Here is a 13110-nt window from a genome sequence, read left to right as displayed (position 1 = left end):
CGATCCGTTCCGCGATGGTACCACCGGGGACGTCCGAGCGGGGCGACTTCTAGGATGTGGATCGGAAGGGTGTGCCATGAGAGCTTTCGGTGAGTGGGCCAGGCAGGTGCTGCGGCAGTTGCGGGGGCCGGAGACAGCGGATGCCGTGTTCGAGGCGACCGCGCTGATCGTGGGCGCCGCCTTCCTCGTCCTCGGCTTCGCGATCGGGTGGCCGGTGTTCTGGGGCCGCGAGCTGGCGATCAGCGGTACCGGCTCGATCGGGGCGTTCGCCGCTTACGGGGGAGCGGCCACCGCGGTCATCGCCTTCGTCCTCGGACGGCTGGCCGTACGACCGGAGGAGCGGAGTCCCGACGCGATCCGTGACGGGTTCAGCGTGCCGGGCGACCGCCTGCGCTGGTACGACCTCGCGGCGATCGCCTTCGCCCACGCCGCGATCGCCTACCTCGGATGGCTCGGCATCGCCAAGCTCCTCGAGAGCAGCTTCACGGATGCCCCGGTGTTCCCCTTCCCCGGGGCGCTGCTGGTCGGCGTCGCGTTCGCGCTCACGGCGTACGTCTCATTCCTCAGCAGCGTCGCGCTCACCCCGATGGTGCTCTCGCTGGTGCTCGCGGTGTTCCTCGTGGTCGGCGCCTTCGCCAGCATGCTCGCCTCGAACGACCCGCACTGGTGGCGAGACAACCTGTCGGCGCTCGGCATGAGCTCGAACAGCGCCTCGCTCGCCTTCAACGCGACGCTCGTCATCGCCGGGGTGATGGTGACGACGATCGCGCGCTACGCCACGGCGGGGCTTCCCGCGACAGACCCGGACGACCGCCGAGGACGCTTCGTCGTGCGCGGTGGCCTGATCCTGATGGGGATCTTCCTGGCCTGCGTCGGGATCTTCCCCGTGGACGAGTTCTTCCTGGTGCACAACACGGTCGCCACCGGGATGACGGTGGTGTTCGCCGTCGTCGTGATCGGACTGCCGTGGTTCGTGCGCACGATCCCTCGGGTGTTCGTGGTGTTCGGCTGGGCGTACGTGCTGGTCATCATCCTGCTCGCCGCCTTCTTCGCGGTCGGCTACTACAACCTCACCGCGGTGGAGTTGATCGCCGCGGTGCTGATCTTCAGCTGGATCATCGTGTTCCTGCGCACCGCAGGCTCGGTCACCGGGCGCCCTCCGGCGGAGCGCGAGGAGACGGCGACCGCCTGAGCGACGAGCTCGGGCGCCCGGCGCGTCAGTCGCGTCGGAGTGCCTGCGCGGCGTCAGCGGTGCGCTGCAGGGCATGCACGGTGTGCGCATGACGCCGCTGCGCGACCCCGACGAACAGGCAGTCGACGAGAGCGAGTTGCGCGATGCGGCTGACCATGGCGCCCGCGCGGAAGCGCGATTCCCGCGCGTGCGTGAACAGCGCGTGGTCGGCGGACGTGGCAAGGGGGGAGTCGGCTGCGCTCGTGACGCCGATCGTCGTCGTACCCGCGGTGCGAGCGGTCTGCAGGAACTGGAGGGTCTCGGTGGTCGTCCCCGAGTTGGAGAAGCCGATCGCGACCGTCTTCTTGGCGCCGAGCGCGGCGGCTGCACTGGCCTCGTGCGCGTCGGACAGCACGATCGCGGTGCGCCCGATCCGCAGCAGCTTGTGGCCGAGGTCGTCGGCGACGAGTCTGCTCGCGCCGACGCCGAACAGCAGGATGCGGTTCGCGTGGTCGATCGCCTCGACCGCGGCGGCGAGCACGTCGTAGTCGAGATTGCCGACCGTCTCCTCGATCGCGAGCAGCTCCAGCGCCGCGACCTTGCCGACGGCCTCGCGCAGCGAGTCGCCCACCGCGATCTCCGAGCCGAAGCCGGCGGGAGCGCTGAACTGCACGGACTCCCGTCCGAGCTCGGTGGCGAGGGCCATGCGCAGTGCCGCATAGCCGCGCAGTCCGATCGCCCGGCAGAACCGCACGACCGAGGCGACGGAGGTGTCGCAGAGCACCGCCAGCTCCGAGATCGTGCTCTCGACCGCGGTCGTGGGGTTGTCGCGGATCACCCGCGCGATGCGGGCGAGTGAGGGGGGAAGGGTCTCGGCGGCGGTCGCGATGGTCGTCTGGACGCTCATGCCTCTCCTCTGGGTCGCCGTGGCGGTAGCCGGGGTGCTCGCCATGCGGGTGACCCCGCGGCATGCATGAACAATTGTTTCATGGATGCTGAGTCATGCGTAGACTATTTTCATGAGTTCTCCGCACCGTGTCGTCGCGATCGACCTCGGCAAGTCCCGCTGCCGCGTCGCCGTCGACGGTGCGCGGCTCGACGGCGTCGGCGCGCCCGGCCTGGCTGCGACCGGGGGAGTCGCCGCGGCGCTCGCCGCGATCCGACCACTCCTCGACCGCATCGACGGTGACATCCCGCTCCTCGGCATCGGCGCCGCAGGTGCCTGGGCAGCGCCGTCCGCGGCGCAGGAACTCGCCGCAGCGCTCGCCGCATCGACCGGCGCCAGGGTCGCGGTCGCCTCCGATGTCGTCACGGCGCACGCCGGTGCGCTCGGCGGCGGTGACGGGGTGCTGCTCATCGCCGGCACCGGCGCGGCCGCTCTCGGCGTCGACGCCGAGGGTGTGCGACTGGTCGACGGGTGGGGTCCGGAGCTCGGTGACTTCGGCAGCGGCTCATGGCTCGGGCGGGAAGCGCTGCGCGCCGTGCTCCGCCACTCCGTCGGTCTGTCTTCCGGCACCGTGCTCACCGCGGCGATCACGGACCGCGTCGGCACCGCATCCGAGATCCCGACGTGGCTCGCGCGGCCTGAACCCCTCGCCCGCCGCCTCGCGACCCTCGCGCCGCTCGTGCTGGATGCCGCCGCAGACGGCGACCCGGTCGCCGGCGAGATCGCGGCCCACGCCGTGCGTCTGCTTGCCGCCGCCGCCTCCGCCGCTTCGTCTCGCACCCTCGACGTCGCCCTGCACGGCGGACTCACCGACCACGACTGGTTCCGCTCCGCCCTCGTCGCCGCACTGCAGGCGGCGTCGTCCGATTCGGCGCCGCGCCGCCACGTGCCCGCCGCCGGTGACGCGCTGGACGGCGCATCGCTCCTCGCGCGCCGCACCGACCTCCCCCACGAAAGGTACGTGCACCGTGCTGAATGATGATGTGCTGAATGAAGACACCCGCTTGACCGCCCTCCTCTCCGTGCTGGAAGGGCTCGGCACCGAGGCGTCGACCACCGAGCGCGGCGACCTCGATCTGCTCGACACCGTCGAGCTGGTGCGGCGGATGAACGCGGAGGACGAGCGAGTCCCGACGGCCGTCGCCGAGCGCACGGCCGAGATCGCTGCCGCGGTCGACGGCATCACCGAGCGCTTCCGTCGGGGTGGGCGCCTGATCTACATCGGCGCCGGAACCGCGGGGCGCATCGGCGTGCTCGATGCAAGCGAGTGTCCGCCGACCTTCGGCACCGACCCCTCGATGGTGATCGGGCTGATCGCGGGCGGCGAGACCGCCATCCGCTCTGCTGTCGAGAACGCCGAGGACGATGCGGACGCGGCCGAGGCCTCGCTGCGCGAACTCGCGCTCACCGAGCACGACACGGTCGTGGGGATCTCGGCATCCGGCCGCACGCCCTACGTGGTCGGCGGACTCGACTACGCCCGCGGCGTCGGCGCGTTGACGGTCGCGATCGCCTCGAACGCCGCCTCCGCGATCGGCGCGGCGGCCGAGATCGCGATCGAGGTCGTCACCGGCCCCGAGTTCATCTCCGGGTCGACCCGTCTGAAGTCCGGCACCGCGCAGAAGCTCGTGGTCAACATGCTGACCACCCTCTCGATGATCAAGCTCGGCAAGACCTACCGCGGGGTGATGGTCGACCTGCAGGCCACGAACGAGAAGCTGCATGCGCGCTCGATCCGCACGGTCACGCAGCTCGCGGGCGTCGGGGTCGATGAGGCCTCGGCCGCACTGGTATCCGCTCAGGGGTCGGTCAAGCTCGCCGTGCTGATGCTCGCGACCGGTGCATCGGCGGACGCCTCGGCATCGGCGCTCGCCGACGCCGACGGCATCCTGCGCGACGCGATCACCGCGCTGTCCTGAGCGGCGGTGTCCGCGGTCAGTGGCCGCAGGCGCAGGCGCTTCCGCCGCCGCAGCATCCGCCCGGCGTCGCCGAGGCGTGCGCCTGTGACGACTCCGGCACGTCCATCGCGGGGTTCTGGTCGAGGAAGCCGTAGGGCTTGAACCAGAAGCCGGCGTAGTCGACGGGCATGATGGGCCAGTCCTCCGGGCGCGGGAAGTGCGTCAGGCCGAACGTATGCCACAGCACGATGTCCTCGCCGTCGATCGACCGGTCGCCCGCCGTGTACTCCGGCAGACCTGCGCCGCCCTGGTGGGCGTTGGGGTAGCGGCCGGCCGGCCAGATCTGGCCCTGTTCGTGCTTCGTCGCCCAGAGGTGCTTGGTCGCGAACGCGGCACGCGCGGCGACCGAGGAGGCGGGGTCGGCCATGAGCAGCGCGGTCGGCTCCGGCACCAGGTGGTACGCGGTGGGGCGTCCGACGCGGTTCGTGCGTGAGGCGCTCTGCACCTCCCACACGCGCGCTACCGCGCTGTCGGCTACGCGCTGCGCTTCCGACTCGGTGGCGAGGGTCGTCTCTGACCAGCTGAAGGCGTTGCCGAAGGGGTTGTCCGGTCCCATCGGCACCCGCTGGGCGTCGACCTCGACCAGGCGGTTGTCCTCGCCGTCGATCGCGACGTCGAGGCGTGCGCAGAAGAGGTGCTGGTGCACGGGGGCGAAGACGCCGGGGGCGAGCTCGGTCGCGTGCTTCTGGCGGACGCCCGGTTCTCCGGCGGCGGCGAACACGATGCCGGTGGCCTTCGCGACGACCTCGATCGATCCGTCGAGGTAGAAGTGCCAGTAGAAGCCGTAGTCGTAGTTGCCGATCGTGGAGAAGTACGACACCACGAAGCGGCGCGAGCGGCGCACATCGGCGCGTCCGGCCAGATCGGTGTGCTTCCAGAGGATGCCGTAGTCCTCCTCGTGCATGCAGATCACGTTGGGGATGCGCACCGGGTGCCCGTGGTCGTCGGCGACGTAGCCGTCGAGGTAGCGGATGACGCCCAGGCAGTCGCAGCCGAGCTCCAGGTGGTTGGCGTTCTTGCCCAGCAGGTATTCGCCGGCGTCGAAGTAGCTGATCCAGAAGCGGCCGGGGGCGGTGTCGCCGTAGGGCACCACCATCTCGGGCACGCTCGCACGGCTCAGCACCGAGCGTCCGCCGAACGAGACGTCATGCAGCACCAGGCCTTCGCGGGCGTTGAAGTCGACGCGCATCGACCAGCCCTCCCACTCCACCAGCGACCCGGTGACGGCGAAGCTCGGACCCTCGGGCTGAGTGATCTCGATGGGCTTCAGAGTCGTGCGGGCCGCGCCCTGGGTCTCGGGGTAGTAGTTGCCGTGTCCGGCGGGAACCGGCACGTCGCCGTGATCCTCGACGCGGATGACCGCGTTCGCGGTGAGGTCGATGTGCACGATCAGACCCTCGACCGGGTGCGCCCAGGGCGAGTCGGCTTCGTCGTACTTCAGGAAGGTGAGCGAGCGGATGACGCGGCGCCCCACCTCATCGGCGCGACCCGTGTAGCCGGGGGCGAGGGGGCCGCAGAATGCGAGCGCCATGTGCTCCTCGAGTCCGCGTCGCCGCATCGCGGCCTGCCACTCGGGGGAGGCCTTCGCGATGGTCTCGGCGCGCTCGTACTCCTCGAACAGGTACTGCGGCTGCCCGTACGGAGGGGCGTCGTTGGGCACGCGCTCGGTGCGGACGACCTGACCGCGCGTGATCGAGACGATGACCTCGGTCGCGACACCGGTGGCGGTGTCGAGCAGGGTCGCGTCGATACGCCGGTCGATCGGGGAGCCCGGCTGCCACGCGGCGAGCTCGTCTTTGGTCGGCTCATCGGGGAGCAGCATCGGCATGCGCACCGTCTCGGTGAGCAGGCCGGCGGCATCGAGTACGGCACGGGCCGCGGCGATCTCGGCGCCGGTGAGCGGGTCGAGCGGATGCGGGACGGCGATCTTCTCGATCGAGACCGGCTGCGGGGAGTGGTGGGACATCGTCGACCTCACTGTTTTCGAGCGACTGCTCAATAAAATTGGTTGGCACGATGGTACGACGGAACGACCGGCGTCACAAGAGTCGGATCGCGCGCAGGGGAGTCAGGCGCGCCAGGGGGCGAGGATGCCGTCGAGCACGGCGAGGTGCGCGGCCTCGGGCTGCGGTTCGGTGACCTCGATGACCTGCTGCCCGTACGTGATCGAGCGCAGCAGCGCCATCACGGCATCCTGTGGGGTATCGGAGCGGAGCTCGCCATCGGCCGCGGCCTCATCGAGCGCCTCGCGGATGCTGTCCTGCCAGGTGGCGACAGTCGGTAGGCCGGCATCCGGCGCGGCGGCGAGGGTGGCGACGCGGCCCCAGAATCCGACCACGACACGGGCTTCGGAGCGGGTGCGCTCATCGACGGGCAGGACTTCGCGCATGAGTGCGTGCAGGCGGGGGAGGCCGCGCAGTCCGGTGGTGGCCTCGGCGATACGCGCGTCGGTGCGTCGGGTGACCTCGGCGGCGGCGGCGCGCACCACGTCGTCGAATCCGTCGAAGTAGTGCCACAGTGAACCGGTGGCGACGCCGAGCTCCTTCGCGACCGCACGCGAAGACACGCTCTCGTGCCCGTCGCGGGCGGCGACGGCCAGCAGCGCCTCGGCGATCTGCCGGCGCCGCTCATCATGGTCGACGATGCGGGGCATCTAGCCATCTTGTCGCATCCGCTCGTCGTGGTCGGTGCTTTCGATTGATGTCTGGCTATTTTGAGCGATTGATCAATATAATCCGATCCATGGGTGAGCCCGCAGCGATGACGCTGATGGTCGCGAGCGCGATCATCACGGTCGCATGCTGCCTCGCGGCCGGACGCTCGGTGCCGTGGCAGGGGCGTCAGTCGGTGATCGTCATGGCGCTCGCGATGATCGGCATGGTCGTCGCGGACGGCGATCCGCGCATCTCACTGCTGGCAGGAGCCGCGCTGCTCGTCTCGGCGATGCTCGGCACGGCCGGACTGCGTGGTGCGACTGCTGTGCGCGCGTGCTGCCACCGTGCGCTGGGGTCGCTCGTGATGGCGGTGTGCGCGTTGGCGGGGGTGGCGCATGGCGCGGTCTCTAGCGCGGTCGCGATGTCAGGGCACGGCGCGCATCTCGGGGTCGACGCCGTGGCCGTCGCCGCGACTGTCGGGGTGGTGCTGCTGCTGGCCTGGACCGTCGCCGACCGGTTCCGCCCGCATCCGCAGGGTACCGGCGCGCGCCTGCTCGCCGTCGAGTCGTGGGCGATGACCGCGGGCGTAGTCGTGATGTGGGCGGCACACTGATCCCTGCCCCGACCGGGGATCGCGGTCTCCGGTACGGTGGCCGCATGCCCCTCGCTCTGATCACCGGCGCCGCGCGCGCCGACAGCATCGCCGCCGGCATCGTTCCTCGTCTGCGGGCGGCCGGCTGGACCGTCGTCACCAGCGACCTGCGCGACGCCGACCACCCGGCCGACCTCTCCACTCCCGACGGCCCGGAAGAGCTGATCGCCGCGGTGAACCGGGAGCACGGGACCATCTCGGCGCTGATCCTGAGTCACGCGCACGACGTGGAGTCCGGCATTCTCGACACCACGGCCGAGAGCTTCGACCTGCACGTCGCGGTGAACGCCCGCGCGAGCCTGCTGCTGATCGCAGCCTTCGCGCGGCAGGCGGGCGACGACGGCGGCGTGATCCTGGCGCTCACCAGCGACCACGTCACGGGCAACCTCCCGTACGGTGCCTCCAAGGGTGCTCTCGACCGGCTCGTGATCTCGGCGGCGCGGGAGCTCGGCCCGCGGGGGATCTCGGCGAATGTGCTCAACCCCGGTCCGATCGACACCGGCTGGATGGACGACGAGACACGCACGGGCCTCGGCGACATGACCCCGCTCGGGCGACTCGGCCGCCCCGCCGACGTGGCCGCGGTCGTGGAGTTCCTGGTGTCCGAAGAGGGCCGGTGGATCTCGGGTCAGCTGCTCAAGAGCGACGGCGCGTTCTCGGCGCAGTACTGATCAGAATCGGCGAGAGTGATGCTCGGCTGAGGAACGCCTCGCCTCTGAAATGCGCCCGCGAAAGCTGCCCCGCGGACGTCGGCGTGTGGTTGTCGAGTACGCACTCACTCACGGAGCCGCGGTGATCGTCGTTCTCGTCGGCGACGGGTTGGCGTGAAGAGCATCGCGGCGCGCGGCGAGGCGCTGGAACTGCGTTCGGCTCGCTGAGTCGGCGCTACGATCGACCGGTGCCCGTCAGCAGCATCATTGCGAACCTCATCGTCGGGGCCTTCGTCTTCGTCTTCGGCATCCTCCTCATCTGGTTCCGCAAGCCGTTGAACACCTTCGTGTTCCAGAGCCAGAAGACGCTGCTCGGGGAGCGGGTGGCGCAGCTGTCTGCCGGGCGCCAGAAGCCGTGGGTATTGGGTATCGTCGGTGCATTTGCTTGCGGCATGGGCGTCGCCGCGGTCACGAGCGCGATCGTCGCGATCATCCAAGCGGAGGGGGATCCTCTGGTGCCTGCAGGTGTCGGTTCGAACGCGCCTGCGGCGAGCAATCCCGACTTCGCCACTCTGGTGCCGTTTGTGGTCGGAGGCTCACTCGCCCTTGTTCTCGGATGCTGTCTCGTCCGATTCCGCGCGAGGATCTATGACTTTCTGGATCGCAGGATCAGGGCAGTGCGACACCTCTCGGAGGTGAACGAGTTCGCACGACAGCAGCGCCCGGCGTGGATCGGGCTGCTCGGCGTGCTGCTGGCGATCGGCGGGATCGCGGTCATCGTCGTCGGAGTGGTGCAGGTTCAGCTGGCTTCTGGCGGGTAGGGAGCGCCGTTCTCAGTGCATCCCGCCGAACTCGATCATCGCGACGCCGACCGCGATGAGGGCGACGCCGACGGCCATCAGTGCCGAGAAGTGGTCCTTGAAGATCACGCGGCCCAGCACCGCCGTCACCGCGACGCCCGCGGCCGCCCAGATGCCGTAGGCGACGCCCACGGGCATCCCCATCGCCAGGATCGTGCCCAGCAGGGTGAACGCGGCGAGGTAGCCGACGACGATCACCGGGATCCAGCGCTTGCGGCGGAACCCCTCGGACGCGCGCAGGCTCAGGGTCGCGGTGACCTCGCTCGCGATCGCGAGGGCGAGCAGCAGCCAGGTCATGAGGCGACCTCCGGGGTGGCCGGCTGCGCGGTCTCCCGCGTGTGCGAGCCCAGCTCGACCAGCAGCACCCCGATCACGATCACGCCGACGCCGATGATCTGCACCGGTCCCAGCAGCTCGCCGAAGAGCACGGTGCCGAGCACCGCCGTCGCCACGACGCCGATCGCCGACCAGATGCCGTACGCCACGCCGACCGGCATGCCGCGGTCGAGGACGATCGACAGCAACCACAGCGAGCCGCTGTAGCCGATCGCCACGAGGATCAGCCACAGCGGATGCGTGAGTCCCTCGGCCGCGCGCAGCGAGAGGGTCGCCATGACCTCCAGTGCGATCGCGACCAGGAGTGGCGGCCACGCCGAGCGGCGGGGGTGATCTGTCATCGGGGGCCTTTCGGGATGCGTCCGTGAAGAGAACGTGTCGGATGCTCGCAGGATTCCGTGTCCGGCGGGTGAACAGTCCGCGGTGGCTGTCGGGGTGTTGGAGCGGTGCCGGGTGGCCGCGGGGCCGGTGCGGATCGCTGAGGGGGGGGCGGGTGCTGGTGGATGCGGCGGCCGGGCTGGTGGTGGATGCGGTGCGCACGCTGGTCGTGCGGGCGGAGGCGTGGTTGGATCCGGACGGGGCGCCGCCGCGGGACGAGGAGCGGCGGGCGCGGCGGTCGGTGACGATGTTCGAGCGTGACGGGATGGTGCATCTGAATGCGGTGTTGGATGCGGAGAGTGCGGCGCCGGTGGTCACGGCGGTGCGGGGATTCGTGTCGGCGGCGTTCGCGGCGCGGAAGGACGCCCCGGATTCGGATGCGGTTGATGCGGATCGGCGCACGGTGCCGATGATCCAGGCCGACGCGCTGGTCGCGTTCTGCGCGCACGTAGTCGGCTGCGACACCCGGATGCCGGTGGCGGGGGCGACGGTGATCGTGCGGATGAGCCTCGCCGACCTGGAATCCGGCACCGGGGTGGCGAAGATCGATGGGATCGAGACCCCGGTCAGTGTCGGGGCGGCGAGGCGGATGGCCGCCGGGGGTGGGGTGATCTCCTGGGTGATGGGTGCGGACAGCGAGATCCTGGACTGGGGGCGGGGAGAAGTGCCTGTTCACCCGAGCGTAACGGTTGGCGTTGGTGGAACGCGATGGCGGGTGTGCGATGTGTGGGTTGTCGCCGGAGATGACGAGAGCGTGCGGATCGATATCGCTGCCTGCGCGGCGTGCGGCTTCGCCGGCTGAACGTCCGGGTGGGCATCGACCGGGCGTGGGTCGGCGAATGTCGACGATTCGGATCACCGGGGCCTGCCCGCGTACGCTGGGAGACATCCCCCGAAGCTCACCCGGCAACCTGCGCGCCGGCGATCTCGGTGCGCGCTCACACATGCAAGGACGCAGATGAACGATTCCGCCGCACACGGCGACGACTGGACGACGCGAGAAGAACTGGCGGAGCGGATGATCCCGCTCATCGGCTCACTCAAGCGCGAGCACGACGTGGTCACGTCGCTGCACGGGCATCGGCTGCTGGGACTGTCGGCCACCGGCCTGGTCGAGGTGCACGAGCGGGTCGCCCAGCTCGGGCACGAGACGCTCCCGCTCGACGACACGCTCGCCGTGCTCGAAGCGATCCACGCGCTCGCACCGGGGGCGTCGTCGCTCGACGTCGCCCGTCTGGTCGAGGGGCACGCGGCGAGCGACCTCCCGCTCGACGCCTACCTGGCCGAGGCGCTGGCCCCCGCGATCGGCGCCGTGGTGGCCGCGCCCACCGATGTCGTGCTCTACGGCTTCGGGCGCATCGGCCGCCTGCTCGCCCGCATCCTGATCGCTCACACGGGCGGCGGCAGCGGTCTGCGGCTGCGCGCGATCGTCGTGCGCCGAGGTTCAGAGAACGACCTCGTCAAGCGCGCATCCCTCCTGCTGCGCGACTCGGTGCACGGCCGCTTCGCCGGCTCCGTGACTGTCGATGAGGACGCCGAGCAGATCATCGCCAACGGCACCCGCATCCAGGTGATCTACTCGGGGGATCCGGCATCCGTCGACTACACCGCCTACGGCATCCACGACGCGATCGTCGTCGACAACACCGGGCGCTGGCGCGATGAGGAGGGTCTCAGCCGCCACCTCGAGGCGAAGGGCGTCGCCCGCGTGCTGCTCACCGCCCCGGGCAAGGGTGCGCTCAAGAACATCGTGCACGGCATCAACGACGACACGATCGAGCCGGGCGACCGCATCATCACGGCGGCGTCGTGCACCACGAACGCGATCACCCCGGTGCTCAAGGCGATCGACGAGGCCTACGGCATCGTGCGCGGCCACGTCGAGACCGTGCACTCGTTCACGAACGACCAGAACCTGATCGACAACTTCCACAGCGGAGACCGCCGCGGGCGCTCAGCCGTGCTGAACATGGTCATCTCCGAGACCGGAGCAGCGAAGGCCGTGGCCAGGGCGCTCCCCGAGCTCGCCGGCAAGCTCACCGGCTCCGCGATCCGCGTACCCACGCCCGACGTCTCGCTCGCCGTGCTGCACCTGAGCCTGGAACGGCCGGCCGAGAGGGATCAGCTCAACGACTACCTGCGCCGGGTGTCGTTGCACTCGAAGCTGCGTCAGCAGATCGACTACGTCGAGAGCCCCGAGGTCGTCTCCACCGACTTCGTCGGCTCGCACCGGGCCGGCATCGTCGACGGTCTCGCGACCATCGCGAACGATCGCGACGTCGTGCTCTACGTCTGGTACGACAACGAGTACGGCTACTCCTGCCAGGTGATCCGCGTGCTCGAGGTCATGGCGGGATCCCACCCTGTCGTGCTCCCCGCACGTCGCGAGGTCACGCTGCACAGCTGAGAAGCTCTCGGAAAGGGGAGTGGTCCCCGGCATGATGGGGGCATGAAGAGCACGACTCTGCTGTCCGAGCGGCTCCGGTCGCACCGTCTCACGGCGCCGGCGCGCACCGTGACCGACGCGGCCGGGCACATGCTCGCGGTGCAGAGTCAGGACTTCACGGCCGGCCGGTGGGCTCTGGCCGTGCGCACGCGCGGGGAGCCGGGGCTGAGCGCCGTCGACCGCGCCTTCGACCGCGGCGAGCTGGTGCGGGGGTGGGCCATGCGCGGCACGCTGCACACGGTCCCGACCCGCGACCTGGGCTGGATCCTCGACGTCACGGCCGGTCGGCAGCGGCAACAGGCGGCGTCGCGCCACCGCGACCTCGGGATCGACGACGAGATGGTGGCGGCAACCGTGCGCACGGTGACCCCGGCGCTCCGCGGCGGCGGTCTCACCCGATCAGAGGTGTTCGCGCTGATGGAGGGCATCGGCATCGATCCCGCCGGGCAGCGCGGCATCCATCTGCTGTTCACGCTCACGATCGACGGGCTCATCTGTCAAGGGCCGGTGGTCGCCAGGGACGGCGTGGCCCGCGAGCAGCGCTTCGTGCTGGTCGACGAGCACATCCGCGAGCACGCGCACCCCGACGATCCGCTCGCCGAGCTCTTCGTGCGCTACATCGCCGGCCACGGCCCCGCCGGGGTCGCCGACTTCGCCTGGTGGTCGGGGCTCACCCTCGGCGTCTCGCGCGAGGCGGCCGAGCGGGCGGCCGCGCGCGTGGTCGAGATCGAGAGCGGGGTGTTCGTGGCCCCGACGCGCCCGCGCCGATCCGCCGATCCGCGGATGCGTCGGCGGTCCTCGCCCTCGGTGCGTTCGACGAGTACTACATCTCCTATGCCGACCGCACGGCGGTGTCCGCGCCGGAGCATCTCGCCGCGATCGGCCCCGGCAAGAACGGCATGGTGCGTCCGATCCTGATCGCGGACGGCACGGTCATCGGTATCTGGACCCACGCCAGCGCCTCGCTCGGCGCTCCGCCGGAGCTGTTCGATCACGGGGCCGACGCGGAGGCCGTCTCCGTTGCGCTGGGTCGTTTCAGGAGCTTCCTCGAGACCTGAA

15 protein-coding genes are annotated in these 13110 nt (G+C 70.4%); 10 read left to right on the top strand and 5 right to left on the bottom strand.

Translation table 11 applies throughout. From position 1 onward, the window contains the following. The first annotated feature begins 76 nt into the window (after nt 1-76). On the top strand, nt 77-1192 hold the full coding sequence (locus ACIOVG_RS02100) for a DUF998 domain-containing protein (RefSeq protein WP_400868569.1): 1116 nt from the start codon (nt 77-79) through the stop codon (nt 1190-1192). 25 nt (nt 1193-1217) lie between these two features. Here ACIOVG_RS02100 and ACIOVG_RS02095 read toward each other — a convergent pair whose 3' ends face one another. Then, entirely contained in the window at nt 1218-2078 is an 861-nt protein-coding gene (locus tag ACIOVG_RS02095; RefSeq protein ID WP_400868567.1) for a MurR/RpiR family transcriptional regulator, read from the bottom strand. A gap of 112 nt (nt 2079-2190) precedes the next feature. Here ACIOVG_RS02095 and ACIOVG_RS02090 point away from each other — a divergent pair, with 112 nt between their 5' ends. Together ACIOVG_RS02090 and murQ are read left to right on the top strand one after the other, a co-directional pair. Continuing rightward, nucleotides 2191-3096, top strand: coding sequence for an N-acetylglucosamine kinase (locus tag ACIOVG_RS02090; RefSeq protein WP_400868565.1), 906 nt, complete (start codon nt 2191-2193; stop codon nt 3094-3096). Between the two features lie 4 nt (nt 3097-3100). Beyond that, a complete protein-coding gene (gene murQ / locus ACIOVG_RS02085; protein ID WP_400872660.1) occupies nt 3101-4036 on the top strand; it encodes an N-acetylmuramic acid 6-phosphate etherase in 936 nt (311 codons plus the stop codon). Between the two features lie 16 nt (nt 4037-4052). On the opposite strand, the gene ACIOVG_RS02080 is transcribed toward murQ, so the two are convergent. Further along, nucleotides 4053-6041 carry a primary-amine oxidase gene (locus ACIOVG_RS02080; RefSeq protein ID WP_400868563.1) on the bottom strand — a complete coding sequence of 663 codons (1989 nt, stop codon included), beginning with the start codon at nt 6039-6041 and terminating at the stop codon, nt 4053-4055. A 102-nt stretch (nt 6042-6143) separates the two neighbouring features. After that, nucleotides 6144-6728: a TetR/AcrR family transcriptional regulator gene (locus ACIOVG_RS02075; protein ID WP_400868561.1), complete on the bottom strand. Its 585-nt coding sequence runs from the start codon at nt 6726-6728 to the stop codon at nt 6144-6146. 89 nt (nt 6729-6817) lie between these two features. On the opposite strand from ACIOVG_RS02075, the gene ACIOVG_RS02070 reads away from it, so the two are divergent. The 3 genes from ACIOVG_RS02070 (at nt 6818) to ACIOVG_RS02060 (ending at nt 8852) form a co-directional block, all read left to right on the top strand. Beyond that, a complete protein-coding gene (locus ACIOVG_RS02070) occupies nt 6818-7342 on the top strand; it encodes a hypothetical protein (RefSeq protein WP_400868559.1) in 525 nt (174 codons plus the stop codon). A 44-nt stretch (nt 7343-7386) separates the two neighbouring features. Continuing rightward, the gene (locus ACIOVG_RS02065; protein WP_400868557.1) at nt 7387-8052 is read left to right on the top strand and encodes an SDR family oxidoreductase; all 666 of its coding nucleotides are present in this window, start codon (nt 7387-7389) and stop codon (nt 8050-8052) included. A 227-nt stretch (nt 8053-8279) separates the two neighbouring features. After that, entirely contained in the window at nt 8280-8852 is a 573-nt protein-coding gene (locus ACIOVG_RS02060; protein WP_400868555.1) for a hypothetical protein, read from the top strand. A 12-nt stretch (nt 8853-8864) separates the two neighbouring features. On the opposite strand, the gene ACIOVG_RS02055 is transcribed toward ACIOVG_RS02060, so the two are convergent. Both ACIOVG_RS02055 and ACIOVG_RS02050 read right to left on the bottom strand, forming a co-directional pair. Beyond that, nucleotides 8865-9188 (bottom strand): DMT family transporter, encoded by a 324-nt coding sequence (locus tag ACIOVG_RS02055; RefSeq protein WP_400868553.1) that lies wholly within the window; start codon nt 9186-9188, stop codon nt 8865-8867. Further along, complete coding sequence (locus ACIOVG_RS02050; RefSeq protein WP_400868551.1) at nt 9185-9568, bottom strand: DMT family transporter; 384 nt, start codon at nt 9566-9568, stop codon at nt 9185-9187. Before ACIOVG_RS02050 ends, ACIOVG_RS02055 begins: the two co-directional genes overlap by 4 nt. Nucleotides 9569-9720: 152 nt before the next feature. Between ACIOVG_RS02050 and ACIOVG_RS02045 the strand changes: the two genes are divergently transcribed. The 4 genes from ACIOVG_RS02045 (at nt 9721) to ACIOVG_RS02030 (ending at nt 13109) form a co-directional block, all read left to right on the top strand. Further along, the gene (locus ACIOVG_RS02045; protein WP_400868549.1) at nt 9721-10407 is read left to right on the top strand and encodes a DUF222 domain-containing protein; all 687 of its coding nucleotides are present in this window, start codon (nt 9721-9723) and stop codon (nt 10405-10407) included. A 156-nt stretch (nt 10408-10563) separates the two neighbouring features. Further along, nucleotides 10564-12012: a glyceraldehyde-3-phosphate dehydrogenase gene (locus ACIOVG_RS02040; protein WP_400868547.1), complete on the top strand. Its 1449-nt coding sequence runs from the start codon at nt 10564-10566 to the stop codon at nt 12010-12012. A 42-nt stretch (nt 12013-12054) separates the two neighbouring features. Continuing rightward, nucleotides 12055-12969 (top strand): DNA glycosylase AlkZ-like family protein, encoded by a 915-nt coding sequence (locus ACIOVG_RS02035; protein ID WP_400868545.1) that lies wholly within the window; start codon nt 12055-12057, stop codon nt 12967-12969. Continuing rightward, nucleotides 12951-13109, top strand: coding sequence for a hypothetical protein (locus ACIOVG_RS02030; RefSeq protein WP_400868543.1), 159 nt, complete (start codon nt 12951-12953; stop codon nt 13107-13109). The genes ACIOVG_RS02035 and ACIOVG_RS02030 overlap by 19 nt, the downstream gene beginning before the upstream one ends. The last annotated feature ends 1 nt before the right edge of the window (nt 13110 follow it).

Origin of the sequence: Microbacterium sp. NPDC087591 (assembly GCF_044743625.1) — a bacterium.
In the GTDB taxonomy this organism is placed as follows: Bacteria; Actinomycetota; Actinomycetes; order Actinomycetales; family Microbacteriaceae; genus Microbacterium.
Note: the sequence above shows the minus strand (reverse complement) of the source record. Positions and strands in the feature narration are given on the sequence as shown.

Coding starts and splice junctions, on each gene's coding strand:
- ACIOVG_RS02100 (WP_400868569.1), top strand. CDS start 77: ATGAGAGCTTTCGGTGAGTGGGCCAGGCAGGTGCTGCGGCAGTTGCGG.
- ACIOVG_RS02095 (WP_400868567.1), bottom strand. CDS start 2,078: ATGAGCGTCCAGACGACCATCGCGACCGCCGCCGAGACCCTTCCCCCC.
- ACIOVG_RS02090 (WP_400868565.1), top strand. CDS start 2,191: ATGAGTTCTCCGCACCGTGTCGTCGCGATCGACCTCGGCAAGTCCCGC.
- ACIOVG_RS02080 (WP_400868563.1), bottom strand. CDS start 6,041: ATGTCCCACCACTCCCCGCAGCCGGTCTCGATCGAGAAGATCGCCGTC.
- ACIOVG_RS02075 (WP_400868561.1), bottom strand. CDS start 6,728: ATGCCCCGCATCGTCGACCATGATGAGCGGCGCCGGCAGATCGCCGAG.
- ACIOVG_RS02070 (WP_400868559.1), top strand. CDS start 6,818: ATGGGTGAGCCCGCAGCGATGACGCTGATGGTCGCGAGCGCGATCATC.
- ACIOVG_RS02065 (WP_400868557.1), top strand. CDS start 7,387: ATGCCCCTCGCTCTGATCACCGGCGCCGCGCGCGCCGACAGCATCGCC.
- ACIOVG_RS02055 (WP_400868553.1), bottom strand. CDS start 9,188: ATGACCTGGCTGCTGCTCGCCCTCGCGATCGCGAGCGAGGTCACCGCG.
- ACIOVG_RS02050 (WP_400868551.1), bottom strand. CDS start 9,568: ATGACAGATCACCCCCGCCGCTCGGCGTGGCCGCCACTCCTGGTCGCG.
- ACIOVG_RS02040 (WP_400868547.1), top strand. CDS start 10,564: ATGAACGATTCCGCCGCACACGGCGACGACTGGACGACGCGAGAAGAA.
- ACIOVG_RS02035 (WP_400868545.1), top strand. CDS start 12,055: ATGAAGAGCACGACTCTGCTGTCCGAGCGGCTCCGGTCGCACCGTCTC.
- ACIOVG_RS02030 (WP_400868543.1), top strand. CDS start 12,951: ATGGTGCGTCCGATCCTGATCGCGGACGGCACGGTCATCGGTATCTGG.